Annotated in this window: 24 protein-coding genes, 1 tRNA gene and 1 pseudogene; 2 read left to right on the top strand and 24 right to left on the bottom strand. The window is 68.5% G+C overall.

What is annotated here, in order from left to right; all coding sequences use genetic code 11:
- Positions 1-27 precede the first annotated feature (27 nt).
- Together folK and pcnB are read right to left on the bottom strand one after the other, a co-directional pair.
- Positions 28-420, bottom strand: a pseudogene (gene folK, locus WB794_RS00085) (2-amino-4-hydroxy-6-hydroxymethyldihydropteridine diphosphokinase); the annotation flags it as partial.
- Positions 420-1,769, bottom strand: coding sequence for a polynucleotide adenylyltransferase PcnB (gene pcnB / locus WB794_RS00090; protein ID WP_337333806.1), 1,350 nt, complete (start codon positions 1,767-1,769; stop codon positions 420-422). The gene pcnB and the pseudogene folK, both read right to left, overlap by 1 nt.
- Before the next feature lie 88 nt (positions 1,770-1,857).
- Between pcnB and WB794_RS00095 the strand changes: the two genes are divergently transcribed.
- Together WB794_RS00095 and fdxA are read left to right on the top strand one after the other, a co-directional pair.
- Positions 1,858-1,933: transfer RNA gene (locus WB794_RS00095), tRNA-Glu, on the top strand.
- A gap of 22 nt (positions 1,934-1,955) precedes the next feature.
- A complete protein-coding gene (gene fdxA / locus WB794_RS00100) occupies positions 1,956-2,279 on the top strand; it encodes a ferredoxin FdxA (RefSeq protein ID WP_337333807.1) in 324 nt (107 codons plus the stop codon).
- A gap of 173 nt (positions 2,280-2,452) precedes the next feature.
- Here the strand turns inward: fdxA and WB794_RS00105 are convergent, their stop codons facing one another.
- The 22 genes from WB794_RS00105 to WB794_RS00210 all read right to left on the bottom strand — a co-directional run bounded on the left by WB794_RS00105 (position 2,453) and on the right by WB794_RS00210 (position 26,905).
- Complete coding sequence (locus WB794_RS00105) at positions 2,453-3,319, bottom strand: glycosyltransferase (protein ID WP_337333808.1); 867 nt, start codon at positions 3,317-3,319, stop codon at positions 2,453-2,455.
- Between the two features lie 13 nt (positions 3,320-3,332).
- Positions 3,333-5,144 carry a hypothetical protein gene (locus WB794_RS00110; protein WP_337333809.1) on the bottom strand — a complete coding sequence of 604 codons (1,812 nt, stop codon included), beginning with the start codon at positions 5,142-5,144 and terminating at the stop codon, positions 3,333-3,335.
- Between the two features lie 123 nt (positions 5,145-5,267).
- On the bottom strand, positions 5,268-6,149 hold the full coding sequence (locus tag WB794_RS00115; RefSeq protein WP_337333810.1) for a glycosyltransferase family 2 protein: 882 nt from the start codon (positions 6,147-6,149) through the stop codon (positions 5,268-5,270).
- Positions 6,146-7,324: an ABC transporter ATP-binding protein gene (locus WB794_RS00120; RefSeq protein ID WP_337333811.1), complete on the bottom strand. Its 1,179-nt coding sequence runs from the start codon at positions 7,322-7,324 to the stop codon at positions 6,146-6,148. Before WB794_RS00120 ends, WB794_RS00115 begins: the two co-directional genes overlap by 4 nt.
- Positions 7,321-8,073 carry an ABC transporter permease gene (locus WB794_RS00125; RefSeq protein WP_337333812.1) on the bottom strand — a complete coding sequence of 251 codons (753 nt, stop codon included), beginning with the start codon at positions 8,071-8,073 and terminating at the stop codon, positions 7,321-7,323. Before WB794_RS00125 ends, WB794_RS00120 begins: the two co-directional genes overlap by 4 nt.
- Positions 8,074-8,679: 606 nt before the next feature.
- Positions 8,680-9,663: a peptidyl-prolyl cis-trans isomerase gene (locus tag WB794_RS00130; RefSeq protein WP_337333813.1), complete on the bottom strand. Its 984-nt coding sequence runs from the start codon at positions 9,661-9,663 to the stop codon at positions 8,680-8,682.
- Entirely contained in the window at positions 9,656-10,981 is a 1,326-nt protein-coding gene (locus WB794_RS00135; protein ID WP_337333814.1) for a hypothetical protein, read from the bottom strand. The genes WB794_RS00130 and WB794_RS00135 overlap by 8 nt, the downstream gene beginning before the upstream one ends.
- A gap of 1,248 nt (positions 10,982-12,229) precedes the next feature.
- The gene (locus tag WB794_RS00140; protein WP_337334013.1) at positions 12,230-12,688 is read right to left on the bottom strand and encodes an REP-associated tyrosine transposase; all 459 of its coding nucleotides are present in this window, start codon (positions 12,686-12,688) and stop codon (positions 12,230-12,232) included.
- A gap of 369 nt (positions 12,689-13,057) precedes the next feature.
- Entirely contained in the window at positions 13,058-14,551 is a 1,494-nt protein-coding gene (locus tag WB794_RS00145; protein WP_337333815.1) for a hypothetical protein, read from the bottom strand.
- Positions 14,552-14,801: 250 nt separating this feature from the next.
- On the bottom strand, positions 14,802-15,236 hold the full coding sequence (locus WB794_RS00150; RefSeq protein ID WP_337333816.1) for an outer membrane protein assembly factor BamD: 435 nt from the start codon (positions 15,234-15,236) through the stop codon (positions 14,802-14,804).
- Between the two features lie 14 nt (positions 15,237-15,250).
- On the bottom strand, positions 15,251-17,575 hold the full coding sequence (gspD, locus tag WB794_RS00155) for a type II secretion system secretin GspD (protein ID WP_337333817.1): 2,325 nt from the start codon (positions 17,573-17,575) through the stop codon (positions 15,251-15,253).
- Positions 17,576-17,586: 11 nt separating this feature from the next.
- Positions 17,587-18,363, bottom strand: a complete 777-nt coding sequence (locus WB794_RS00160) for a hypothetical protein (RefSeq protein WP_337333818.1) — start codon at positions 18,361-18,363, stop codon at positions 17,587-17,589.
- Positions 18,360-19,004 carry a type II secretion system protein GspM gene (gene gspM / locus WB794_RS00165; protein ID WP_337333819.1) on the bottom strand — a complete coding sequence of 215 codons (645 nt, stop codon included), beginning with the start codon at positions 19,002-19,004 and terminating at the stop codon, positions 18,360-18,362. The genes WB794_RS00160 and gspM overlap by 4 nt, the downstream gene beginning before the upstream one ends.
- Complete coding sequence (locus tag WB794_RS00170) at positions 18,982-20,130, bottom strand: PilN domain-containing protein (protein WP_337333820.1); 1,149 nt, start codon at positions 20,128-20,130, stop codon at positions 18,982-18,984. The genes gspM and WB794_RS00170 overlap by 23 nt, the downstream gene beginning before the upstream one ends.
- A gap of 6 nt (positions 20,131-20,136) precedes the next feature.
- Positions 20,137-21,057, bottom strand: coding sequence for a type II secretion system minor pseudopilin (locus WB794_RS00175; RefSeq protein ID WP_337333821.1), 921 nt, complete (start codon positions 21,055-21,057; stop codon positions 20,137-20,139).
- On the bottom strand, positions 21,054-21,740 hold the full coding sequence (locus WB794_RS00180; RefSeq protein ID WP_300236533.1) for a prepilin-type N-terminal cleavage/methylation domain-containing protein: 687 nt from the start codon (positions 21,738-21,740) through the stop codon (positions 21,054-21,056). Before WB794_RS00180 ends, WB794_RS00175 begins: the two co-directional genes overlap by 4 nt.
- Positions 21,737-22,156 (bottom strand): type IV pilus modification PilV family protein, encoded by a 420-nt coding sequence (locus tag WB794_RS00185; protein ID WP_300236536.1) that lies wholly within the window; start codon positions 22,154-22,156, stop codon positions 21,737-21,739. Before WB794_RS00185 ends, WB794_RS00180 begins: the two co-directional genes overlap by 4 nt.
- A gap of 1 nt (position 22,157) precedes the next feature.
- Positions 22,158-22,619, bottom strand: a complete 462-nt coding sequence (locus WB794_RS00190; protein ID WP_337333822.1) for a GspH/FimT family pseudopilin — start codon at positions 22,617-22,619, stop codon at positions 22,158-22,160.
- Positions 22,620-22,654: 35 nt separating this feature from the next.
- Positions 22,655-23,077, bottom strand: coding sequence for a type II secretion system major pseudopilin GspG (gene gspG, locus WB794_RS00195; protein WP_337333823.1), 423 nt, complete (start codon positions 23,075-23,077; stop codon positions 22,655-22,657).
- A gap of 27 nt (positions 23,078-23,104) precedes the next feature.
- Positions 23,105-24,316 (bottom strand): type II secretion system inner membrane protein GspF, encoded by a 1,212-nt coding sequence (gene gspF / locus WB794_RS00200; protein ID WP_337333824.1) that lies wholly within the window; start codon positions 24,314-24,316, stop codon positions 23,105-23,107.
- Between the two features lie 133 nt (positions 24,317-24,449).
- A complete protein-coding gene (gene gspE / locus WB794_RS00205) occupies positions 24,450-26,198 on the bottom strand; it encodes a type II secretion system ATPase GspE (RefSeq protein WP_337333825.1) in 1,749 nt (582 codons plus the stop codon).
- Positions 26,195-26,905, bottom strand: coding sequence for an exosortase H-associated membrane protein (locus WB794_RS00210; protein ID WP_337333826.1), 711 nt, complete (start codon positions 26,903-26,905; stop codon positions 26,195-26,197). Before WB794_RS00210 ends, gspE begins: the two co-directional genes overlap by 4 nt.
- Between the last annotated feature and the right edge of the window lie 9 nt (positions 26,906-26,914).

Consider the following 26,914-nt stretch of genomic DNA (forward strand, 5'->3'; position numbering starts at 1 on the left):
GGGAATCTCCAGCGTCGGCGCAAGCTCGGCCAGCGGCACCAGCACGAAGGCGCGCTCGTGCAGGCGCGGGTGCGGCAGCGTGAGTCCGGGATCATCGCTGCAAAGATCATCGAAGACCAGCAGATCGAGGTCGAGCGTGCGCGGTCCCCAGCGCCGTGCGCGGCTGCGCCCGGCGGCGGTTTCGATGGATACCAGTGCGTCCAGCAGCGCCTCGGGTGAAAGCGAGGTTTCCAGGCGCGCGACGGCGTTGACGAAGGCCGGCTGCGCGGTGTCGCCCCAGGGTTCGGTACGGTAGAACGAGGACACGTCCGCGACGCGAATGCCTGCGCCGGCATCGAGCGCGGCGAGCGCGCGATCCAGCTGCGCCACGGGGTCATCCAGGTTGCTGCCCAGGCCGATGAAGGCCTGCCGCGCGTCCATCACTCGGCGGCCTTGCGCGGACGCCGGCGGCGGCGCGCGGTGCGGGGTTTGGCTTCCCCTTCGGCCGGCGGCGACTCCGCACCGGCGCGCGGGCGCGGCGCGGCGGCGCTCTTGCCGGGAAGCTGTGCGGAGAGCGTGTCCGAGGGCATGGCCTGGGCCTTGGCCCACCAGCCGGCTTCCTCGCGCAGCTCCGGCACGACGGCGGCGCGCAGTTCCAGGAAGTCGAAGGCGGCGCGGAAGCGCGGGTGCGCCAGCAGGCGGAACACGCGCTTGCGCTGGCGCTGCGGGAAGCGCGACTGCAGCCACCAGATTTCGTGCATCGGCGTGCTGAAGCGGCGCGGGATGGCGACGCGGTCGGCCTGCCGCAGGGTGACGCGATCCGCGGCGCGCTGCTCGGCCACGGCCAGGTCGAAACCCTGCGCCAGCAGGAGCTGCAGGTCCTGCGCATACGCGGGCCAAAGCAACGCGGCGAACAGGAAAGCCGGCGTCACCGACTTTTCCTCGGCGATGCGCGCATCGCAGTTGCGCAGCGCCATCACCAGCATCTCGCGGCACAGGCCGCTGGTGTCCAGCGCCAGCGCGGCGGCGGTATCGGGCAGCAGGTGCGGCAGCAGGCCGTACTGTTCCAGCAGTTCGAACACGCGCTCGCTGTGGCCGGTAAGGAACAGCTTGAGCGATTCGTCGAACAGGCGCGCGTTCGATGCGTCCGCCAGCAGCGGTGCCAGGGGCGCGATCGGCTCGGCGCTGGCGGCCTCGATGGTGAAGCCGAGCTTGGCCGCAAGCCGTACCGCGCGCAGCATGCGCACCGGATCTTCGCGATAGCGCGACTCGGGATCGCCGATCAGGCGCAGCACGCGCGCGGCGACGTCGTCAAAGCCGCCGACGTAATCCCGCACCGAGAAATCGGACACCGCGTAATAGAGCGCGTTGGCGGTGAAATCGCGGCGCACGGCGTCCTCTTCGAGGGTGCCGTAGACGTTGTCGCGCACCAGGCGGCCGTTCTCCATCTCCCGATCGCCCGAACCGTCATCGTCACCGGCGCGAAACGTCGCCACTTCGATGATCTCGGGGCCGAAGACGATGTGCGCCAGGCGGAAGCGCCGCCCGATCAGGCGGCAGTTGCGGAAGAGCTGCTTGACCTGTTCGGGCGTGGCGCTGGTGGCGACGTCGAAATCCTTGGGCTGGCATCCGAGCAGCAGGTCGCGCACCGCGCCGCCCACCAGATACGCCTCGAAGCCCGCCTCGTTGAGCCGATACAGCACCCGCAGCGCGCCCGAACTGATGTTCTTGCGGGAAATGGGGTGAAGTTCGCGCGGGATGACGCGCAGGATGGGTGGATTCGGGGGCACGAGCTCGTCGCAGGAAAGGGGGCGTTTCGGATTGCCTGAAGAATCCGAGCCGCCTATAATACGCGTTCGGCTGAACCCAGCTCAACGCGCTCCCTTCGTCTAGTGGCCCAGGACACCGCCCTCTCAAGGCGGGAACACGAGTTCGAACCTCGTAGGGAGCGCCACTTCTCTATCCAGACTCCTCCGATGGCCTTCGTCGTTACCGAGAATTGCATCCGGTGCAGATACACCGACTGCGTTGAGGTTTGCCCGGTCGACTGCTTCCACGCAGGACCAAACTTCCTGGTGATCGACCCGGACGAGTGCATCGACTGCACCCTGTGCGAACCCGAGTGCCCGGCCGAGGCGATCTTCCCGGAAGACGACGTGCCGCAGGGCCAGGAGCACTTCATCCCGCTCAACGCCGAGCTTTCGCGCGTCTGGCCCGTGCTCAGCGTGCGCGAAGAGCCGCCCGCGGATGCCACCGAATGGGACGGCAAGCCGGACAAGCTCAAGTTCCTGGAACGCTGACCGCGATCCGGCCGCACGTTTGCCGCCTCCGCAGCATTCCGTCGGGGACGTAGCCCCGACCTACGATAAAACGTAGCGCCGCCCTCGCAGGGTGGAACCGCCGAAGGCGTTTCCGCCGGGGTGCGGCAAGGCCGAAACGGCGGAATCCGCTGCGCGGGTTCCGCCCTGCCGGGCTAGTCGGGCCGACTGTGCGCCAGCACGCGCCAGCAGGCGCGCGCCGCGGCCAGCGGGAAATGCGCGGCAATGCCCAGGCGCACGAGTGCGCGCAGCCACCACGGGCTGGTTGCGGCATCGAAGCGGTGGAAGTAGCGCCACATGCCCCGGTGTTTCTGCCATTCGACCCACACCGGACGACGCCGGCTCGATGTGCCTTTGGCGTGGATGATTTTCACGTCGGTCGCGATGGCGATGCGCCACCCGGCCAGCAGCGCGCGCCGGCACAGGTCGAGATCTTCGCAGTGCAGGACGTAGCCGCCATCGAATCCGCCGAGCGACTCGAATACATCGCGCGGCATCAGCATCAGCGCGCCGGACGTGGCTTCCACATCGAGCAGCGCGCCGCTGCCCGCGTGCGGCTGCGGTACCGGGCAGCGCCCCAGCGCCTGCGCGATCGCGCGCCCCGGCAGCGGCGTGCGGCGCTGCGCCGCCGCCTGGTCGCTGCCGTCGGGATTCAGCAGCCGCGCACCGAGGATGCCCAGTTCGGGTGCCGCCGCCAGATGGGCGAGCAGGCGCGATGCGGCATCGGGCGGCAGGCGGCAGTCGGGATTCACGAACAGCAGGCTCGCGGCACGCGCTTGCGCGGCCCCCTGGTTGCAGGCCGTCGCAAATCCCGGGTTGTCGGGATTGCGGACAAGCGTCAGGCGCGGATCGGAAGGCAGCGCATCAGGCGCGCCGTCGCGCGAGCCGTTGTCCACCACGACCACCTGCATCGCCACGTCCTGCGCGAGCAGGTCGGCGACGCAGGCGTGCAAGAACGCGCCGCTGTCGTGGCTGACCACGACGGCGGTGAGCTGCGGCACGGGCGGCGTCGGTGCCGGCATCGTCCGCGTTCGGTCAGGCCGTGGCCGCGTCGCGCCAGCGCGCGGCGTGGGCGCGGGCGAACTCGAACGCGGCCGGCCAGGCACGCAATCCGTCCGCCAGAAGCCGCGCATCCTGGCGGAAACGCGCGGCGCAGCCGGCGGCATCCAGCGTCGCCGGCCAGCCGGCCAGGCGCGGTGCACCGCCGCCGATGAGCGCCTTGCCCTGCGCTTCGACCGCGGCGCGCAGGTCGGCCACCCAGTAGACCGGCGGCGACGGCTCGGACGCGGTCATCTGCTGCATCCGTTCGATCACCGTCGAGCGGTGCCAGGCGAGGAACTCCGCGAGATAGCTCACCACCCGCGCGTCGGGTGCGGCGGCCATGTCGTCGAGGCGCGCGGCCAGTACGCCCAGCCGCGCGGCGGGATCGCTGCCGTAAAGGTCCTGGCCCACGTGCGCGGCCAGGCCCGCGAAGCACTTGGCGGCGTCGGGCCGGCCCACGGCGTCGTCGGCACCGGTGCCCGGGTGGCCCTGTTCCAGCGCCTCGGGAAAATCGAAGTCCACGCTGTCGGGCTGCGCCAGGCGCAGCAGTTCGACCTGCAGCTCCGTCACCCGCTGTCCGTCGGGCAGCGTGCAGGGAATCAGCGCGCCGCCATCGAAGGCCAGCGGCACGAGGCGCTCGCCCATGCCCGCACCGAAGTGGCTGAGTCCGGCCCAGAGTGCGGGGCTGCGGTAATTTTCCAGATAGCTCTCGCGTGTGGCGGTCAGCCCGGCGCGCTCCACCGGGCCGAGCTGGAACGGCAGGGTGGGATCGGGCAAGGCGACGCGCCCCGCGCGCCCGACGGCGGTGAAGGCGACGCGACGGGTCGGCTCCAGCCAGGGCGCGCGCGAAGCAATCACGCCGTGCAGGCTTTCCCGGGTGATCGTGGCCTCGGGATGGCGCGCAAGCGCTTCGCCCAGGCTCAGGCCGCAGGCCGCCAGGTGCGCGGCGAGCGGATCGGACGGCGGCGCGATTCCCGCGGCGACCGCGTCGTGGCCGGTGGCGAAACTGCGCAAGGCATAGGCGCGGGTGTCGGCATACAGGCCCTCGGCGAACTCCGGATGGCGTCCCAGCGGCAGCAGCATGTCGGCATCGAGCACCAGGTGGCGCGTGCCCGCCGCCAGCAGCGCCGCCATATTGCGCGCGGCACCGATGCCCTGCGCCTTGGGCGGCAGCAGATCGGCCAGCGCGGCGGCATGCTGCGGCAGTTCTTCGGACAGCGCCCGCACCATGGCCTCGGCGGACTGGCGGGTGACGTAGCGCACCGCGGCCCCGGTGGTGCGCGCGAAGTCGGCGATGCGCGCGGCGCGCGCCGGCACATCCTCGGCCCGGATCTGGGCGTCGATCACGTACACCGGGCAGGCAAGGCCGAACTGCGCGGCATGGGCGCGCAGGCCGTCGAGCGCGCGATCGAGCGCGTCCGCCGCCGGCGAGGCGCACAGCAGGTACAGCCCGGACACGGGTGCCTGCGCGCGGCCCGCCGTCGCGGCGAAGCCGGCGGCAAACTCGACGTCGCTGCGCATCAGGCCGTTGGCGACGAACATGTCGAGCACCTTGCGCACGGCGGCAGCCTGGCCCTTGAGCGACGGCAGCGACTCGATGATGCGCGCGACGTGGTCATCGAGCGCCAGGAACGGCTGGCACAGGCTGAAGGCGTGCGCGACATCGCGCGTCATCACCTGGCTGCGGCCGGTGGCGGTTTCGAAAAACACCGCTTCATCGGTGCCCAAGGAAGCGATGCGGCCTTCGACCGCGGCGTACAGCGTGGAGGAATCGTCGGTGGCGACGGGAGGACGGGTGGAGGCCATGGGATACTCGGAGCGGGTCTGTGAAGGGCGGATCAGAGAAGAGCAGGCCGCGATGCCAGGCATCGGGCGGCGGGTGAAGACGGGTGGCGAAGCCCGCGGGCGGCGCGAGCCATTCAGGCCGATTCAGGGCGAGGGAAACAGGCTTCCCTGGCGACTGCCCTCCCCGCCCGCCGGCGGCGGCGAGGCCGCATCGAGTGCAGCCGCAATCCGTTCGCGCAGCGGGGCGAGCGGATCATCCAGGATGAACTGCGCGACCTGCGCATTGTAATGCGGATAGCGCGCCGCCAGCCGCGCCAGGTTTTCGCCGCCCGGCTGATGCCCGGTGGGTCCGAACGAGGCCCCGCCGCGATGCGCGACGTAGGCGTCATCGCACAGCACGTTGCGCCAGCCGTGGCCGGCGGCACGGCGGCACAGATCGTTCTCCTCGCCGTAGCCCCGCCCGAAGGTGGCCTCGTCGAAATCGCCGATGGCATCGAGCATCGCGCGGCGCACGTACATGCAAAAACCCACGCCGGTCGGAAGCTCGGGATAGGCACGCGGCCCCGCTCGGTGCGCGGCCTGCGCGATGCGCGCGGCCTCGGCGGCGTCCGGCACGGGCGCGGCGCGGCACAGGTCGGGAAACGAACAGATTTCGGCGTTGTTGGACCAGGGCGTGATGGTGCCGATGCGCGCATCGGAGGCGGCGCAGGCCAGCATCGCCGCGTACCAGCCCGGCGCGGGCACCGTATCGGAATTGAGCAGGATCACATCGTCCGGCGCGCTCTGCGCGAAGGCGAGATTGACGTTGCCGACAAAGCCCAGATTCGCCTCGCGCCGCGCGACGCGCACGGACAGGCGCGCGTGCGCGACGAAGCGTTCCAGCAGCGCCGGCACGGCGGGATCGGGCGAGGCGTCGTCGGCCAGCAGCACGCGGGTGCCGTCCGGCAGGGTGCGTTCCAGCGCGACGAGGCACCGCGCCAGGTCATCGGGCGCCTGATAGACCGGCACGATCACCGTGACGTTCATTCCCAGTGCCGCTCCATGCAGAAATTGCCGAGGAAGCGCGTGGAACCGCGGATGGTGACCGCCCGCTCCACGGTATCGAACAGCCGCAGCCCTTCCGGGTCCATCGCGTGCAGCCGCAGGATGTAGCTGGCCGGCAGCAGCGCCAGGCGGGTGAAGCGCAGGCGATAGCGCCAGTGCGTGGCGCTGATCTGCGTGGGCACGGCCCGGTCCAGCTCGCTGCTGGTGGTGAACAGCCCCGCACCATCGGCACGCACGAATCCGGCGGCGAGCACCGGCACGCGCCCGTCGGGAGAATACAGATCGGCCTCGATCTCCAGATCACTGCCTTCCGCAAGCAACCGCGCGGTTTCGTCCTCGCTGCCCTGCACCGCCACGCGCACCACGCGATAGGCATCGCCGGCATAGCCCAGCTCCAGCGCCGGCCCGTGCTCCAGGGCCTGCTTGCGGTCGTGGAAGGCGAGGTAATCCTGGGTCACGTCGAATACGTCGCCGTAGGCTTCCACCCGCCCCTGGTTGAGCCACAGCGCCTGCCGGCACAGCTTCTGGACGTGGTACATCGAGTGCGACACCAGCAGCAGGGTGCCGCCGCCGTCGAGGTAATCCTCGATCCAGCGGATGCACTTCTTCTGGAAGGATTCGTCGCCCACCGCGAGTACTTCATCGGTCACGAGGAGATCCGGCCGCACCGCCGCGATCACCGCGAAACCCAGGCGCACGACCATGCCGGAGGAATAGTGCTTCACCGGCTCGTCGAGGTAGCGGCCGATATCGGCGAAGGCCACGATTTCCTCAAAGCGTTCGCGCACCTGGGCGGCGTTCCAGCCGAGGAAGCCGGCCGCGATGGAAACGTTCTCGCGGCCGGTGCGCTCCAGATCGAAGCCCGCGCCCAGCTCCAGCAGCGCGCCCATGGTGCCGCTGCGCTCGACCGTTCCGGAACTGGGCAGAAGCACGCCGGAAATCAGCTTGAGCAGGGTCGATTTGCCTGCGCCGTTCTCGCCGATGATGCCCAGCGATTCGCCGCGACCCACGGTGAAGCTGATGTCGTGCAGCACGTCCCACTGCGGAAAGCGCCGGCCCAGCAGGATGCGCCCGAACGCGGCCAGCCGCGTGCGCGCATCGCCGCTGCGCGGATAGGCCTTGCCGAGGCGCTCGGCGCGCAGCAGCACGCCGCTCACAGGAACTCCCTCACGTGCGGCCGGAAGCGCCGGTGCATGCCCCAGGCCAGCAGCAGCGCGACCCCGGCGACCAGCAGCGAGGTCCAGGGAAAGACGGTCGAGGCGTCGCGCCAGAGCAGCGGATCGCGCACGCCGGCAATCAGGCCGGTCATCGGATTGACCTTCATCCAGCCGCTGAACGCCGGCGGCAGCAGGCTGTGGGCGTAGAGGATCGGCGTCAGGAACATCCACGCGGTCAGCAGGTAGGTGAGGATTTGCTGGGTATCGCGCGCAAACACGTTGCAGATGGCGAAGATCTGCGCCAGCGCCAGCGCCAGCGCGGCCAGCCCGACCCAGGCGATGAGCGTGGCCGGCAGCCAGACCAGCGAGATGAGGTCGAGCCAGAGCGCCAGCAGCAGCACCACGACGATGAACCCGATGCCGTGGATGATGAAGGCGGCGATGACCCGTGCGGCGACCATGTCCCAGGTCGAGATCGCCACTTTCGCCAGCAGCCCCGCCCCGTCGGTCAGCGCGGACGCGCCGCGCGCGACGGCCTCGGAGAAGGCGAACCAGGGCCACATACCGAGCGCAAGAAAGGCGACATAGCCGCGCTCATCCAGCCCCGGCACCCGCGCCTTGAAGATCCCCGCGAACACCACCGCGAACACCAGGAGCTGCAGGAGCGGCGCAAGCACCGCCCACGCGGCCCCGAGCACGTTGCCGGTGAAGCGCTGACGCAGGTCTTGTTGAACGAGGAGGAGGACCACTGTGGCTCAGGGCATCGGAAGATCAGTGGCGCAGGATAGCGGGTTGGCGTCGAGGTGGCGGAAGCGATCTTCACGAAAGCAACAACGTCGGCCACGTAGGGCCGAGCTACGGAAGGTATCGCGTGCGCAACAACGGAGCGCTCGTCGTAGGTCGGGGCTACGCCCCCGACGGCTGCATTTCCGCCAACCGCCTCGCATGAAGGCGGCCGCATCGAAGCAACGTCGGCCGCGCAGGGCCGACCTACGGGAGGTTTCGCGCGCGAGAACGGCGTGCTCTTCGTAGGTCGGGGCTACGCCCCCGACGCGATGTTCGATGCCCGGCAACGTCGGCCGCGTAGGGCCGACCTGCGAGAGGTTTCGCGCGCGCGCGAGAACGGCGTGCTCTTCGTAGGTCGGGGCTACGTCCCCGACGCGATGTTCGATGCCCGGCGACGTCGGCCGCGTAGGGCCGACCTACGAGAGGTTTCGCGCGCGAGAACGGCGTGCTCTTCGTAGGTCGGGGCTACGTCCCCGACGCGATGTTCGATGCCCGGCGACGTCGGCCGCGCAGGGCCGACCTACGGGAGGTTTCGCGCGCGAGAACGGCGTGCTCTTCGTAGGTCGGGGCTACGTCCCCGACGGTTTTTCCGCGCCGGGAACGGCGGCGGGGGCCGTGTCGGTGAAGTAGCGCGAGAACAGCTGCTGCACGACCTCGTCATTCATCTGCGTGGGCATCAGCACGAAGCGCTTCATGTAGGTGGTGCGCGCCTGCTGGGCCACCTCGGACTTGATGGCGGTCTCGATCTGGTCACGCACGTCCTCGAAGGGCGGCACCACGGCCGGGTTGCTGCGGACCAGTTCGATGAGGTTGTAGCCACCGCCGCCCTCGAACACCTCGGTAAAGCCCGGTCGACTCTTCAGCGCGGCAATGCTCAGGCGCACGACCTGGTCCACCCGCAGCAGGTCGGTCAGCGGCACATCGCCGTTGAACTCACCCGGCGCATCGGGATCTTGCAGCTCGGCAATGATGGCGGCGAAATCCTCGCCCTCCAGCGCCCGCTGCCGCGCGTTCTCCGCGACCAGCTTGGCGGCAACCCCGCCGTACTTTTCTTCCGATACCTTAAGGTGGCGCAGCGTGTAGGTGGCGGGCTTTGCATATTCCGCCTTGTTGGCCTGATAGCGCTCGCGCGCGATCTGCCGCACCTGCTCGTCGGTGACGCTGGGCGACACGTGCTCCATCAGCGCATTGGCCAGCCCGGTGACGCGCTCCAGCTCGCTGCCCCCGGCGGCCTGCGCCGGGGACGGCTGGAGCCCGTCCTTTTCCGCCTGCGCGGCAAGCTGCAGGGTCAGCAGCATGCCGTCGATCATGCGGGCCATGCGCTCGGGATCGTCCAGATAGTCCGAGCGTATCTTCTCCGGCATTTCCGCCACGCGCTGGTCGACCAGTGCGACCGTCAGCGTGGCGTCGCCGCGCTGAGCAACGGTATCCGCCGGGGCAAGCGCGCTGCCGGCGGCTGCCGCCAGGCACAGCGGCGAGCCCAGCGCCAGCGCCAGCGCGGCGGCAGCGGCGCGGCGGCTGATGCCCAGGCCAAAAGCAAGAGGCTCAGCCACCGGTTCTCCTCCTGACGTCAACCTTCTTGCCGCAGTTGGTGACGCCTGCATCGCAGCCCCACACCGGCGGGGCGCCCGTGGCGCGGTAGGCGTCCAGGCTGTGGTTGGTGACGTTGATATACATGCGCGCGCCCGGCTTCAGGAAGCAGTAGGTGGCCGGCCCGATCAGATTGCCAGTGGTCGCATACAGGCTCGTTCCGGTTGTGCGACACTGATTGCGGTCGTAGTAATCGCTGGAAGCATTGTTAACCGCAGGGGCACGGAAATCCCCCTGGCAGGGGCTGATGTTGGCCTCAAACAGGAGAGAGTGATCCATCCCCTGATAGTTCTGTGGTTCAATGATTAGGAGCGAGAATCCTGTCCCCGCCGGCGTGCTGGCCGGGATATCAATGGGGATGGACATGTATTTGCCCGGTCCCCCATGGGGGCCAGCAAAGGCCCCGCGGCCATCCTGACCGCTGTTGATGACATCCAGCAAGGTGATCGCAGGACCCAGTCCACTACCGCTCGCAAACACCTCTTGGAACTGCTTGATCACTGGCTGCAGGATGGTCGTAGGCACCGAAAACCCCGGCGCGCTGCGCGCCGGATGGCCCGCGGGGTAGTACTCGCTGCAGTAGTCGGAGCCGCCGGGCGTCGGGGTGCCGGTGGAGGAGGCAAGCTTCACAATGCCACTCACTGGAACTTGCTGGACCGCGACGACGTCGGTACCGCCGACATCGCCTACGGTCTTGGAATAGCAGCGCAGGGTGAATCGGTATTCGGTGTCGACGCCGGCCGTGGCGCTGCGCTCGAGGTTGCCCAGCGCGAAGCCGGTGCTGGCACTCCCGTTCGCGGGCCACTCCTTGCTCCAGGCGCTGCTGCCGGTACCCGTGTAGGACTCCCAGGCTCCGGCAGCACTCTTCTTCTCGATCTGCACGCCGTAGCAGGCGTCGGCATTCGTGGTGGTCCACTGCAGCCGGGTGGATGTGTCACCCAAGGCCACCGCGGCGGAAGGCACCGTGAAGCTCAAGGTGGGGGTGCCGGTGATCGCACCGCCGCCCGCACCGATGTTTGGGCAGTCGCCGTTCGTCGTGAGGCAGTCCACCACGATGTTGCCGTGGCTGTCGAGTTGCGCCTGGGTGCCGATCAGCGGGATCGCGGCCTTCGGCTGGGGGTCGCCATCCACCGTCCCCACCGCATCACCCGTCGCGTTGGGGAGCGCAGGCACGTTTTTCAGAACCACCTTGATCGGTGCCTGTTGCGCCTGCGCCGCGAGCGGCGCACCGCACAGCAGCACCATGGCCACCGCGGCGGCAAGTACGTTGCGTGACTTCATGTCGATCTCCTGAGCAGAATCCATCCAGAACCATGCCGCGCTGCGGCGACGCGATGAGACAACGGCCGCCGATGATACGGAACAACGAATGAACCGTCCCAATCCGCGCACGGGGTTGGAGCGCGACGAATGGGCGAGGCGACAGCGTCTTCAAGTGTAAGGCATCCGGGCGGGTAGCGTCTGCGGGCGGAGCCACGTTGGCCACGTTGGCCGCGTCGGGCCACGTCGGGCCATGTAGGCAACGTCGGCCACGTAGGGCCGACCTACGGAAGCAACGCGCCACGACGCGCACGGCGACGGCGCGTAGGTCGGGGCTACGTCCCCGACGCGGTGTTTGATGCCCGACGCGGTGTTCGATGCCCGGCCACGTCGGGCCGACCTACGGAAACGACGCGCCACGACGCGCACGGCGACGGCTCGTAGGTCGGGGCTACGTCCCCGGCGCGATGATTGATTCCCGACGCGGTGTTCGATGCCCGGCAACGTCGGTCGCGCTGGCCACGTCGGCCACGCAGGGCCGACCTACGGAAGCAACGCGCCACGACGCGCACGGCAACGGCGCGTAGGTCGGGGCTACGCCCCCGACGCGGTGTTTGATGCCCGACGCGGTGTTCGATGCCCGGCCACGTCGGCCGCGTAGGGCCGACCTACGGAAGCAACGCGCCACGACGCGCACGGCGACGGCGCGTAGGTCGGGGCTACGTCCCCGACGCGGTGTTTGATGCCCGACGCGGTGTTCGATGCCCGGCCACGTCGGGCCGACCTACGGAAACGACGCGCCACGACGCGCACGGCGACGGCTCGTAGGTCGGGGCTACGTCCCCGGCGCGATGATTGATTCCCGACGCGGTGTTCGATGCCCGGCAACGTCGGTCGCGCTGGCCACGTCGGCCACGCAGGGCCGACCTACGGAAGCAACGCGCCACGACGCGCACGGCAACGGCGCGTAGGTCGGGGCTACGCCCCCGACGCGGTGTTTGATGCCCGACGCGGTGTTCGATGCCCGGCCACGTCGGCCGCGTAGGGCCGACCTACGGAAGCAACGCGCCACGCCGCGCACGGCAACGGCGCGTAGGTCGGGGCTACGTCCCCGACGCGGTGTTTGATACCCGGCAACGTCGGTCGCGCTGGCCACGTCGGCCACGTAGGGCCGACCTACGGAAGCGACGCGCCGCGACGCGCACGGCAACGGCTCGTAGGTCGGGGCTACGTCCCCGACGCGGTGTTCGATACCTCCCCGCGGGGCTCTCACGATTCGCTCATGCCGTGGATGTGTTCGGGCGGTATCGCGCCCCATGTTGGCGGATACACCCCTCGCGCTTGCCACGCCGCCAGGCTCGACCAGGGCCAGGACGCGGCATGGGTGCTCAATCCGTGCTTGACCGGATTGAAATGCACGTAATCCAGGTGTCGGGAAAAGTCCTCGCGGTCGCGCACGATATGGTCGTAGTAGCGCGGCTGCCATAGTCCGGACGATGCCAGGCCGGCCCGATGCATGCCGGCCTGGGCGGCGCGCTTGAAACATCCAACCAGATCCGAAATGCAAACCCCGTGATGCGGGCTCAGCAGGAGGTGGAGATGGTCGGGCAGGAGCACGTATGCGTGGTGGGAAAACGGATGCAGTGCCCGCGCCGCACGCAGCGCCGCGAGGATCTCCCGGCACACGGCGGGACCGGACATCCACGGGCATCGGCCTTGGGCGACCAGGGTGAGGAAAACGGTTTACCCATCACGGTAGTAGCGTCGGTAGCGAGGCATGGCGGAAGGATGGATGCGGGGCGCAAACGACGGTATCGGCGTTCAGCCCGCAATCGCATCGGATTTTCCGCAAATCGCCCGACAACGGCGGCGGCGCGTAGGTCGGGGCTACGTCCCCGACGGGGTGTTTGATGCCCGGCAGCGTCGGCCACGTAGGGCCGACCTACGGCAGAGCGTAGCGGTGTTCGATGCCCGGCAACGTCGGCCTCGTAGGGCCGACCTACGGAAGCGACGGATGTTTTACGAACGTACAAAAAGACATCGGGGCCCGAAGGCCCCGATGTTTTTACCACCAGCGAACTGAAAGCCGAAGGGCGATCAGAGGCTCGGGCAGGCCAGAGCTGCGCTGGAAATCGAGCCGCTCGTGGCACCAACCGGAGCGACGCGGCAGTCGCGGCTGTGGCGGTGCTTGTGGACCACACCGTAGTTGATGCGCACGCCCTCACCCACATCGGTGTTGACCAGCTCGGAGGCCCAGAAGCCGCTGACCGGCTGACCGATCAGAGCCTGATCGGCACCCAGAGGAGCCGGCAGCCAGTACTGGAAGCCCGCAACGTTCGGATCGTCGAACTCGATGCGCGCCCAGCCCTCGTTGAAGGCGAACGGGGTCAGACCCATCGCGCCCAGGGCCGGAGTGGCCGCCAGGATGTTGGTCGGCGTGGACGCACCCAGCTCCTGACCGAACGCGACGACGTTGGCTTCGAAGCAGAGGCCGAAGCCGGAGACCGGCGGCGGCGGCGACGGGATCAGGCGCGTGGTGGTGGTGCGCTCCTCGCGGTCCCAGTAGCGGATGTCATAGGCATGGCAGGAGCCACGATTGCCGAGCGGCGCGGTGAACGGCATCATGTAGCTCGCCGAAGCCGTGTGGATGTGCTGACGCTTGGTCGGGAAGGTGACGACCCACTCGGACGAGGCCGCCAGCGCCGGGCTGATGAAGAACTCGTTGTAGATGTAGCGCGAAGTCAGCACCGCCGACACCGCATCCACCGCACCGGCAGCATAGTCGACCTGGTACAGCGCGCCGTTCGAGAACACGCGCGCGGTGGCCACACCGCCATTATCCGCATAAGCCAAGGTCGGGTTCACGTCGCCCGGGTTGAAGTGCAGGTTTGCACCCGGAACCGTGAAGAAGCCATCGATGGCGTCGGCGTTGTAGCTCAGGGTGCGGCCCCACTCACCGGACACGATCACGGCCGAACCAAACAGGCCGCCGTTCGGGGTCTCGATGTTCGCATTCGAATCAGCGAACCACGCACCGCCGTCCCACGCGTTGACGAGGGCGTTGCAGTTGGCAGGCGTGCCGGCGGAGGTGTGCGTGGCGGCCGCGGCCAGCGCGCCGGTCACGTTGCCCATCTCGATGATTTCCACGTGGCCCTGACGGGTACGCGCGAGGCCGAGAGCGGCGAGCGCGTCCGGCGTGTTGTAGGCAAACTCGTAGTCCACGAACGGCGTGCCGTTCGAGATCTTCGGCACGGTGCACGAGGTGTCATTGATGTGCAGGCTGGCACCGCTGGTGCCATCGGCCTGGATCTCGGCGCCCCACACGTCGTACGGCGAGAGGTACAGGTTGAAGTCCAGGACTTCCGCGCTGTTCACGGACTCGAGGAAGCGGACCTTGACGGCCTTCACTCGGTCGGTGGTGTTGACCACGGCGATATGGGTGGAGTTGCCACCGTTGACCGTGTAGTAGGGATACAGCAGAACCTGGCCGAGGCCGTCCGGGTTCAGGTTGACGGCACCAGCCACGCCTACCAGACCAGCAACACCGGCGACGCCGGCGATGATGGCTGTAGTCAGCGAATTCTTTTTCATCACAACACTCCTAAGGAACGTTCACAGGGCTTCTTATTTGCCATCCATCCGAGGCGCGGCACTTGGTGCGCCACACTTCTGCGGACAGGCTAGCGGATGGGAGTATAGACAGACACAAACCCCATTGCAATGGCCACCAAGCCCCGATCGATGGTCATTGCTTGTTCAAGAAACGGTCGCCTCCGGTACATCTTGGCGGCGGCGGTCATCATACCCGCTTCCGGCCCGTGCGGGAGGCGAATTGCGGCGATCACTGGATGCGGCTGGGCAGGAAGTACCACTGGCCGTCCGAGCGCAGCCAGCTTTCCACCAGCCTGGTCTGGCCGGGCACCTGGCCCTGGCCGGTGCCGGGGATGGTGAGCAGGGTGTCCACCGCCACCTGCGCCTGGCAGGTGTCGGCATCCTCGCATTTGACCCAGTCGACCGTGGAGCCGGTCCATTTGATCTGCGCCATGCCGAGCCGGCCCGCGTAGGCGTCCAGCGACATTACCGCGCGGGCACCGGGCGTCAGGTACTCGTAGGCGGACTTGAAGTCGCCGGCGACGATGAGCTTCCAGCGCTCCTGCGCGCGCTGGGTGATCGCCTCTTCGGGCGTCTGCGGCACCTTGGTGCGGGTGGATCCGGTGGTGCCGCAGGCGGAAACCAGCAGGGCCAGGACAATGGCCGGCAGGATACGGGTGAACATGGTCGACAACTCCTTCATTGATCGTGGGTCGCCGCCGGCGCGGCCTGGGCCGGCGCGTTCGCCGGTGCCGGGGCCCTTGCGCGCAGCGGTTCGAGCGCGCGGAACTGGCTCGAATATTCGTCGGTGAGGCGGCGGGCGTCGTCGCTGTTGCGGATGACCACGGGGGTGAGCATCACGAGCAGTTCCTGGCGCTGGCTCTGCTGGCTCTTGCCGCCGAACAGGCCACCGATGATGGGAATACGATGCAGGCCCGGTATGCCGCTGGATGCCTTGGAATCAGTTTGTTTGATGAGGCCGCCGAGCAGGACCGTCTGGCCCGACTGCACCGCGATCTCGGTCTTGATCTTGCGCTGGTCGACCGGGACGTTGCCGTTGACGGCATCGTCGGCCGCGCCCGGGGTGCTGTCCTGCTGGTCGATCTCCATGAACACCAGGCCGCCCGGATTGACGCGCGGGGTGACGCTCAGGGTGATGCCGGTGTCGCGGAACTGGACGTAGGTCTGGCTCTGGGTGTTGCCCAGGCCGGTGTTGATGAAGCTCGAGTTCACCGGGATCTGGGTGCCGACGTTGATCGACGCCTGCTTGTTGTTCAGCACCACCACCGAGGGGGCCGAGAGCACGTGCACGGTGGAGACCGAATCCAGGGTGTTGATGATGGCGGCCATGTTGGGGCCGATGAAGGTCCAACCGAGGTTGCCGCCGACGATGCTGCCGGCGTAGTCGCTCCAGCCGCGGGCGCTGCCTGCGAGCTCCTGCAGCGCGGAGCCGGCACCCTCGATCCCGCCGATGGCGTTCTCGAAATACCACTGGATGCCGTATCTGAGCTGGTCGTTGAGGGTGACCTGGAGGATCTTGGCCTCGATGTGCACCTGCAGCGGGATGGTGTCGAGCCGCTCGATCACGCGGCGGATCGATTCCCACTGCGGCGAGGTGGCCAGCACCAGGATGGAGTTGCTTTCCTCCACGGCGGACACGCGGATCTCGTCGCTGGCACCCAGCGCGATGCCGCCGCTGGAATCGACCACCGGCGCGCCATCGGCCCCTGCGGCGACGAATTCGCCATCGCCGCGCTTGGGGGTACTCATCTGGGTGCGACCGTTGCGGCGGGTGTCGCGGGCCTGCGGCGGGGTGACGCTGCCGTCGGCACCGACGCTGCGCACTTCCACCGACTCCAGGCCGGGCGCGACGCTGCCGCCGGAGCTGGAGCGCGACGCCGGCGCGGGCGCGCCGAACACCTCGGACAGCGTGCTCGCCAGATCCATCGCCTTCACGTTCTTGACCGCGTAGGTGTAGAGCCGCTGCCCGGCCTGCCCGCCGCCGAGGTCGAAGCGCTCGATCCACTCGCCGATGCGGCCGAGGTACTTGGGCTGCGGGGTGATGACCAGGATCGAGTTGATCCCTTCCAGCGGCATGAAGCGGAACATGCCGGCCATCGGCGTGTTGCTGCCTTCGCCGAAGATCTTGTCCAGCTCGGCGACGGTCTTGGTGGCCTCGGTCTGGGTCAGGTTGAACACGCCCACGGACATGCCCTCCAGCCAGTCGATGTCGAATACCGCGACGGTGTGGAGGTAGTTGTCCAGTTCGGCGCGCGAACCGGCCAGCACCAGCATGTTGCGCATCGAATCCACGCTCACCACCGCTTCCGGCTTGGCGTAGGGCTTGAGCAGCTTTTCCATCTCGACGGCCGAGATGAACTGCAGCGGCACCGCGCGCACTTCGTAGCCGCGCATGTTCTGCAGCGGCCCCGAGCGCGGGGTGAGGTTGCCCGGCAGCGCCTGCTGCACCGGCAGGATGGTGTAGCGGCCGTCCTGCCAGACCATGGTGGTGTTGTTCCAGCGCAGCAGCATTTCCAGGATCGACAGCGCCTGGTCGCCGCGCAGCGGCTTGGCGGTGGAGAAGGTGACGTTGCCCTGCACGCCCGGCGCGATCACGTAGTTCTGCTGCAGGAAGTCGCCCAGGATGGCCTTGACCACCGCGTGCAGCGATTCGCCCTCGAAGTTGAACGATACCTCGCCGGTCGGCCCCGGGCCGGGCGGCGCGCGGCGCGCGACTTCTTCGTTGATGAAGCGGCCGGTGCCCGGTTTGGAGACGTTCTCGCGCTCGCTTCCGACCTCCGGCTCGGCCTCGGCGACGGCTTCGGTCGCGGTGCCGGGTGCCTCTTCGGCATTCTGGCGCCAGGCGTTTTCGGCATAGGAATCGAACGGGCGGAACGTCTGGCGCGGTTCGCGTGCGGCGCAGCCGGCAAGCAGCACGAGCACGGCCGTCGCGCACAGCACGCGCACGAACGCAGATCGCGCCGCGCGCGCCTGCGAAAAACTGGTTGGATGGATGGGATTCACCTGGTCAAGTCCTACCTGTTGTTGGCACGCGCGGCTTCTTCGCGCATCTGACGGCGCCGCTCCTCGATGCGGCGGCGGATCATTTCGGATCGCTGTTCGGGCGTCAGCGTCTCGGTCTTGGCCTCGCCTTCCGCACCCTGCGCCGGCTGCTGCGCGGGAGCCGCGCCGGCAGCCTGGCCGGGAGGCGCGGCGCTGCCGGGTTCGGCAACCTGGGGCACGGCGAAGGGCGTCGGAGCCTGCCCGCCGGCGCCGTCGAACACCCGCAGATCCGCGCTGACCTCGCCCCCCGGACCGGAAAAGACCGCCTTTCGCGCCTGCAGTTCCTTCAGGCTCCATCCGGCGAACTCGCCGTCCAGCACCTGCCCCTCTTTCACCGAGACGCTCTTGCCGCTGCGCGTGTCGGTGACGATGGCCAGCTTCAGGCTCGGCGTCATGATGATGCTGGTGACCACCACATCGAGCGGTGCCGCGGGCGGCGGCGGCTCGCCTTCCGCGCCGGCATCGGCCTTGGCATCATCGAAGGGCAAGGGGCGGCGGTCGGCGTTGAACAGCGGTCGCTCGCCGATGTCGGCGTAGGCTTCCACCGGCTGCAGCGGGCTGCGCGCCTGGGAAAGATCCAGCGCCGGCAGCGGCGGCACGCGCGCCGGGTCATCGGGGTGCACGCGATAGCGTCCGCCCAGGCCGGTCAGGCCGGCGATGGCAAAAAGCAGCGCCCAGAGCGTGACCACGGCGGCCAGGAGCGCCGGAAGCCGCTGGGCGGATGTGAGCTGCAGCAGGCGCGGGGTCATTTCTTGCCTCCTGCGCTGCGGCGCAGGTAGCCGTAGAGGTCGAATGCGGTGTCGAGGTAGCCCTGCTGCTGCACGCCGACCGGCCCGCGCCCCTGCGGCACGGGCGCTCCGCGACGCCCGGTGATGGTGAGATCGGCGACGAAAAGCTGCGGGCTGCCGCTCTCCAGCCCATGCATCAGGAGGCCGAAAAACTCCATCTCGCAGCGCATCCGCACCTTGATCGTGACCTTCTCGAACGGGGTGTCGGATTCGGCGGCGCGGCCCGAGCCGCCCGTTCCGCGGAACGGCGTGCGGCTGACCAGGGCGCAGCGGTCGCCCGCCTGCAGGGTGTCGATCTGTTCCTGCAGGCGCTGGATCAGGGCCGAGGCGGCGAGGTCGAAGTTGGCTTCGACAAGGAAGCCGGGATTGCCGGCCTCGAACGCGCGCACTTCGCCCAGCGCCTCGCGGATCGCGTCGCGCTGCTGGGCAATGGCGCGAAACCGCGCTTCTTCCTCGCGCAGGTCGATCATCTCGCCGCGCGATTTCATCAGCGGAGCCACGAACCACCAGTGCACCCCGCCCAGATAGCCCAGCAGCAGGGCGATGAGCAGCAGCACGACGGCGAGCAGGCGGCCGTGTCTAGCGTCCGGCGTCAGGCGCATCGCCATCCTCCGCGGGCTTGCCGAACCGGGCGGCGATGTTGAAGCGGTCCTTGCCGGTGCGCGAGTCGGGCTGGATCGGTCCGCTCAGCGACGGCGAGCGGAACGTGACGCTGTCCTGCAGCAGTTCGACCAGCTTGGGTGCCTGCCCGCTCTGCCCGGCCAGGGTCAGTTCGCCGCGCGTGACGCTCAGGCGCTCGATGAAAGTATCGTCCGGCAGCTTGCGGGTGAGCTCGTCGAGCAAAAGCAGCATCGACGGCTGGTCCAGCTTTTCGACCGCCAGGAAATTGGCCCCCGCGACGGCGGCATCCAGTTCGTCGCGCAGCCGCGTCACCGCGCGCGCCTCGTCGCGCTGCGCCTCCACCTCGGCGGTGAGGCGGACGATGGCATCGGCGCGGTTGTCGATGATGCGGCTCATGCCCAGCCAGAGGAAGAACAGCGTGGCCAGCGCCAGCCCGCCCATCAGCCAGGCGAAGGTGTGCGCGCGGCGCGCGCGCAGCTCCGCGGGCAGGAAATTGAATCCGGCGCGCGCGCCGGCGGCATCGGCCGAATCAACCGCGCTGAGGGTGGAAGCCAGGCCATCGACATCGGCCAGCTCGCGCGCCATGCGCTCACGCGTGATCAGCCCGAGCTGCACCGGAATCTGGCGGGCGTCGGCAGCGTGCGGCAGCACCCGGCTGTCGTGGTGGACCTGCTCGGCGCGGAACGGCGTCTGGCGATCCAGCTCGAACCCGATCACGCCGGCGAGGTTCTCCAGCGCGGCGGCGGGAAGATGGAGCGTGCGCCGCAGCACGGCATCGGACGGCACCAGCAGGATGCGACGAACCTCGCGGAAATCCTCGTCCAGCAGCCCGTTGAGCGCCGCCGGAAGGCCCTCGGCCGGCAGCGCCGGAATGCGGCCCAGTTCCTCCAGCGCGCTGCCCTGCTGCAGGCTCACCGCATAGGCATCGTCATCGCGCCGCAGCAGCACGGCGCGCTCGGCCACATGGAAACGGTGGCGCCAGCGCACCGGAAGACAGGCGCGCAGCTCGCCGCCCCACCAGCGCAGGAAGCGCGGCACCGGACTTTGCGCATAGCGCACGCCGATGCGGCTCAATGACTGGGCAAGTTGATCGGGAATCGAGGGCATGAAAGCTCAGAAGGAACCGCCGTCCTGCCACCGCAGGACCGTAAATGCCATGCCGGAGACTCCGCCGCCGCCAAGCCGGATCGTGGCATCCACCTGCGTCCAGGTTCCGTTGGGAAGCGTGGCGCGGGACTCGATACTATACGTGCCAGTGCCGCCTTGCGCCATCAGCGCCGTGCCATCGGGCAACATCGGGGCCGGCATGCCGCTGTTGGGATCCCAGGCGTGGCGCGCGTCGATGATCTGCTGGGCGAGCTCGGGCGTCATGCCCGGAATGGTCAGCAGCACCTCCAGCGGCGCGAACGCCAGGTTCGGGCGCGACTGCCCGCCATAGACCGTCACCGCCGGCTCGATGCGCTGCATGAGCTCGGGCGTCATGCCCAGCACCTGCAGCAGTTCCGACACCATGTCGAACGGGGCGTTCTTCGGCCCCCAGGCGTAGCCTTCGGCATCGTATTCCGCCTCTTCGGCCCCGTTGGGTGAAACCAGATCATCCGCATCGCGCCAGTCCTGGATCGCCGCCGCCAGCGCGACAGCCTGATCCTCTTCGACGCCCGCACCCCGGAACAGTTCCGTCAGCATCGACATGTCGGCGGTATTGAGATCGATCAGGCCCGATTCGTCGGTAATCCGGATCGTCAGCCGGGCCTCGTCGAACTCGAGCGAGTACTCGCGCCCGTCCGGGATCCAGCGCAGCATGGGATCGGGCACCGACAGGAACAGCGCGGACTCGTGGATGCCGGCTTCGGCAGCGTAGCGCGCCACGGTCGCGTCATAGAGCCAGCGCGCCTGCATGCCCTCGGTGCGGGTGAGCAGCGCGAAGGCCCCCAGCAGGATCGTCAGCAGCGCCATCAGCCACAGCACCACCACGAAGGCGACGCCGCGCTGCGCGCGGGCGGCGGGAAACGGCGCGGGCGGGCGGCGGGTCACCGCCTGGACTCCGATTCGGAACCGCTGCGGATGCCGGGGCGGCGCATCCGGAACATCGTGGGCATGCTGCTGCCGGCCAGGACCGGGATTTCCAGATCGGGCCAGACTCGGTTCTCGGCCTCGAATTCCACCATCACGCGCACCAGCAGCGGCAGCTGTTGCACGTTGTCCCACTCGCGCGCCCACTCGCCCAGCTCGCCGTTCTCGTCCAGGCCGCGGTATTCGAAGTGGGCGGAAGCGACGCCGGCCATCAGCAGCACCGGGGCGCGCGGATTGTTGGCCTTGGGGCTGTCCGGGTCGTAGCCGTTGAGCTGGGCGTGGTCGAACAGGATTTCGCTGCCGGCCAGGGTGATCCACTGGACGTGCGGCCCGCCGTTGGCCAGATGGCCGGGCATCGGCCCGACGAACCGCAGCTCGTCGCGGCCGGCCTCGAACACGCGGTTTTCGCCGATGTCCTCCTGCCGATCGAAGGGAATCGACATGGCGTGGGAAAGCTGGCGGCGCAGGAACTCCTGCACGGTGCGGGTCTGGTTGGTCCAGGTCACCACGCGCTCGCCGGCGTGGGTGGTGGCGACCGCGCCGCGCAGCGTGCCGAAGGCCATGGCGATGAGCAGCGCCAGCAGGGTGATGGCGATCAGCACTTCCAGCAGGGTGAAGCCGCGGGCACGGCGCGGGGCGTTCATCGCACCTCCGGCGTGAGCGCACGCAGGGTCGAGAACCGCGCCTCGTAGTCGTTGCGGCCGCGCTCCCAGCGCACCCGCAGATCGAGCCGGTAAAGCTGCACCGGCACCATCGCCGGATCGATCGGAGGATCGCTGGCCACGTCGTAGGGCGTGACCTCCAGATCCCAGGCATAGCGGTCGCCGAAACGGCCCGAGTCGCCGCCTTCCTGCAGGCGCTCGCCCACGCCCAGACCATCGAGCAGGGACTGGGCGTACAGCGAGGCCTCGGTGAAGGCCTCGGCGCTGCGCGCCTGGCGCATCGAGCTCACCGCGATCTGCATCGCCGCCGCCAGCCCGACGGCCAGCAGCGAGAACGCCACCACGATCTCGATCAGGGTGAATCCGCGCTGCGCCCGCTCCGGCCTGGACACCCTCATCTCAGCGCTCCCGGTCCTTGGGTTCGATCACGCTCACCTCGCCGGTCAGCCAGTTGACCTCGATGCGCCACGCGACCTCGCCCAGGATCAGCTCGACGTTGCCGCCGGTGGAGGCACCGTCGGGGAAAAACCGGATGCGGCCGATGCCCTCGCCCTCCATTTCCGAGCGCGCGGTGACCAGCTTCATTTCCATGTTCTTCGGCAGTTCGACCCACTTGCGCCGCGGCGCACGGTAGCGTCGGCCGTCCACGTCGATGGCGATCGCCTGCGGCTCGCGCTTCACGATCGCCTGCCCGCGGGTGTAGCGCATCGCGGCCACGAGGTCGCGGCTGGCGGCCTTGACCCGCGCGCCGGTCAGCCCGTCACCGACAGTGACCGCGACCAGGGTCATCGCCAGCGCGATCAGCGCGACGACCGCGAGGATCTCGACCAGCGTGAATCCGCGTGCGACGCGCATCGGCATGTCCTCTCCGGCCGCACGCGCGCCCGGCACGGTCCTCACTCGTTGGTGATGTCCGCATCCACGCCGGCACCGCCGGGTTTCTTGTCGGCACCGTAGCTGGTGATGGTGAAGCTGCGGCCGCTGACGCGGTACTCGTAGGGCGTGTTCCACGGATCCTTCAGCGAGCCTTCCTTGATGTACGGACCCAGCCAGCCCTTGGCGTTGCCGGGTGAGCTGATCAGGTCTTCCAGGCGCTGCGGAAGATCGCCCACGTCCATTTCGAACTGGCCGACCTTGGCGGAAAGCGAGGTGATGTCGGTCTGGGCCAGCTTGTACTTGGCCTTGTCCTGCCCGCCAAACACCTGGTTGGCGACCATGCCTGCGATCACCGCGATCAGCGCCACCACGATCAGGATTTCGATCAGGCTGAAACCACGCTGGGCGTGGGCCGCGATCCGTGAGCTGCGTTGCGTCTTCATCATCATGCGTCCGTATTCACTTGTGTGTCAGCCCACCGCGTTGGTGAGGCTGAAGATCGGGATCAGGATGGCCATCATGATCAGGGCCACTGCCGCCGCCATGAACACCGTCACTGTCGGCACCAGCGCCGCCAGCAGGCGCTCGACGGTATTCTTGACCTCCTGGTCGAAGGTGTCGGCCACCTTGGTGAGCATGGTATCCAGATCCCCCGATTCCTCGCCCACCGCGACCATCTGCAGCGCCAGGCGCGGGAACAGCTTGCTGCGCCCCAGCGCCTGCGCCAGACCGCCACCGGTCTTGACCTCCGCGCTGGCGGCTTCGACCGCATCGGACAGCGCGAGGTTCCCCATCACGTTGCGCGCGATCGACAGTGCGGTGAGCAATGGAACGCCGTTGTGCACCAAAGTTCCCAGAGTGCGGGCCAGGCGCGCGGTTTCCAGACGCGCGACCAGTCCGCCGACGAGGCCGCGCCTGAGCACCCAGGCGTCGAACCCGCGCCGGGTCTGCGGATCGGCCAGGCGTCGCCGCAGCAGCATGAAGCCGGCCACCAGGCCGGCCAGCAGCAGCCACCAGTAGCCGCTGACGAAGTTGCCCAGGGCCATCACCACCTGGGTCAACAGCGGCATCTCCACGTCCATGTCCTCGAACAGCGGCAGGAACTGCGGCACCACGTAGCCCAGCAGCAGCAGCAGCGCGCCGAACACCATCAGCACGAGGATACTCGGGTAGATCAGCGCGTTGATCACCGATTCGCGCAGCGCCTTGCTGCGCTCAAGGTACTCGGCCAGGCGCTTCAGGGTGTCGTGCAGCGAGCCACCCGCCTCGCCGGCGCGCACCATGTTCACGTAGAGCCGCGAAAACACGCCTTCTTCCTGTTCCAGCGCCTGCGACAGCGGCGTACCGCCGCGCACCGCATCGCGCACCCGCTCGATCACGCGCCGCGCCTCGGGCGAGTCGGGCAGGTCGAGGAGGATCTGCAGGGCGCGATCCAGCGGCTGCCCAGCGCCCAGCAGCGTCGCCAGCTGCTGGGTGAACTGCAACACCTGCGCGCCCTTCATCGGCGCACGCCGGAACAGCGCCGCCAGCGAGCCGCCGGAATCGTCCGCCGGGCGCGCGTCCAGCGGCAGGTTGCCGGCATCCTGCAGCCGCACGATCACCTCTTCCGCGCTCGCAGCTTCCATCACGCCCTCGATCGGGTCGCCGGCGGTGCTCAGGGCCTTGTAGCGGAAGTGGGGCATCAGCGGGATTCGGGATTGGATATTGGAGATTGGAGGATAGCCGGGCAACCTGGTACGTCGGGACACGAAGGCGCGATCAGCGAAGCGACACCCGCCGTTACGGATACCGAATCCCTGATCCCGAATCCCATCGCTAGTTTTCCTGCGTCACGCGCAGCACTTCCTCGATCGTGGTGACGCCCTGCATCGCCTTGACCAGGCCATCCTCGTACATGGTGCGCATGCCGAGCCTGCGGGCTTCTTCCTCGATGAGGTTGGTATCGGCGTGCTTCATCACCAGGCGGCGGATCGGCTCGGTGACCACGAGGAACTCCATGATCGTGGTACGACCGAGGTAGCCGGTGGGAGTGAGTGCGGAAGGCACCGGGCGGTAGAGGTGGATCGTGCCCTCGGGCTGGAACTTGCGCAGGTCGAACTCTTCGATCACTTCCGGCGAGGGTTCGTAGCGTTCGGCGTGGGTGGGTTCCAGGCGCCGCACCAGGCGCTGCGCCAGGATGCCGTTGACGGTGGAGGTGAGAAGGTAATCCTCCACGCCCATGTCGAGCAGGCGGGTGACGCCGCCGGCGGCGTTGTTGGTGTGCAGGGTGGACAGCACCAGGTGGCCGGTGAGCGCGGACTGGATCGCGATCTTGGCGGTTTCAAGATCGCGCATTTCGCCGATCATGATGATGTCCGGGTCCTGCCGCACGATCGAGCGCAGCGCGTGCGAGAAATCCAGCCCGATCTGCGGCTTGGCCTGGATCTGGTTGACGCCTTCGAGCTGGTATTCGACCGGGTCCTCGACCGTGATGATCTTCACGTCCGGGGTGTTGAGCTGGGAGAGCGCGGTGTAGAGCGTCGTGGTCTTGCCCGAGCCGGTCGGGCCGGTGACCAGCAGGATGCCGTGCGGCAGCTCCAGCACCTTGAGGAAGTCGGCCAGGAACTGGTCGGTGAAGCCGAGTTTCTTGAAGTCGAAGACGATGGATTCGCGGTCCAGGATACGCATCACCACCGACTCGCCGTGCGCGGTCGGCACGGTGGACACGCGCAGGTCCAGCTCCTTGCCCTGCACCCGGATCATGATGCGGCCGTCCTGCGGCAGGCGGCGCTCGGCGATGTTGAGCTTGGCCATGATCTTGACGCGCGAGATCACCGCGGCGGTGAGGTTGGCGGGCGGGGATTCGGCTTCCTCCAGCACGCCGTCGATGCGGTAGCGCACCTTCAGGCGGTTCTCGAAGGGTTCGATGTGGATGTCGGAGGTGCGCTGTTCCACCGCGCGCTGGATGATGAGGTTCACCAGGCGGATCACCGGGGCCTCGGAGGCGAGGTCGCGCAGGTGCTCGACATCGTCCTCGTCGCGGGCATCCGCGCCTTCGCCCAGGTCTTCCACGATGGTGCCCATGGCCGAGCGCCCGGTGCCGAAATAGCGCTCGATCAGGTCATCGATCTCCGCGCGCAGCCCGACCCTCACCGCCACCTCGCGCCCGGTCGCCATGCGGATGGCCTCGACCGGATAGTCGTCGGCCGGATCGGCCACCAGCAGCTCGATGCACTCCTCGGTTTCGGCCAGCGGGCAGACGTGCTGCTGCTTGAGGAAGCGCACCGAGATCTGCACCGACGGCGGGTTCTCGGGGAAATCCCTGGAGGTCACCAGCGGCAGGTCGAACACCTCGGCGCTGGCTTCGGCCACGTCACGCTCCGACACCAGGCCGATGCGCGTCATCAGCGACACCAGGCTGCCGCCGCCCGATTCCTCGTGCAGGCGGCGGGCGCGGGCGAAATCGGCGTCCTTGAGCCGGCCGCGCGCGAGCAGCTGCTGGCAGATCAGATCCTCGCGCTGGTCCAGCACGGCATCCTGATCGTCCACGTCCACGGCCACGGCCGCAGCGGATGGAGCATTCATGGGGTTTCTCCCGGGTTGCCGCCGGCGTCTTCGCCCAGATCCTCGTCCCAACCGACCAGGGTTTCGAGGAAGGGACGGTTGAGCAGGATCCACATCACGATGGGAACCACCGGCGGAAGTATCAGATAGCCGAACTGGCGCACCAGCGCCAGCACTTCGACGTTGATGCCGGCGGCATCGAAGCGCTGCGCGATGAAGGCGTTGGCCGCCTGCCCGGCCTGTGCGGCCAGATCGCCGAAGCCTTCCTCGGCGAGCGCGGCGGCGACCGCATTGCCGGTGCCGTCGCGGATCGTGTAGAGCGCTTCCATGGCCACGCCCGCGGCGCTCGTCACCGCGAGCACCGCCAGGCCGATGCCCCACTGCAGGAAGGTGCGCCGCCAGGTGTCGGTGCTGGCCACCACCAGGCCGCAGAACAGCGGCATGGAGTAGGCGTAAATCAGCACGTTGACGCTCTGCTCGTCGATCTCCAGCTTGCCACCGGGCAGGCCGGGCACGCGGCTGATGTCCACGATATAGGCATAGGCGAAGCGCGCGTAATCCTGTCCGGCTTCGCTCAGCAATCCGGGCACGAGAAAGTCGACGAAAACGTGCGCCATGCGTACGATCGGAAACGCCACCACCGTGTTGAGCGCAAACCAGAGCGCGAACATCAGCGGCAGCCAGAGCATGGCCGACCAGATGAACTCGCGCAGCGGGGAAATCTTCATCGCGCGCCC

This window comes from Denitratimonas tolerans (genome assembly GCF_037203605.1).
Classification (GTDB): Bacteria; Pseudomonadota; Gammaproteobacteria; order Xanthomonadales; family Xanthomonadaceae; genus Denitratimonas; species Denitratimonas tolerans.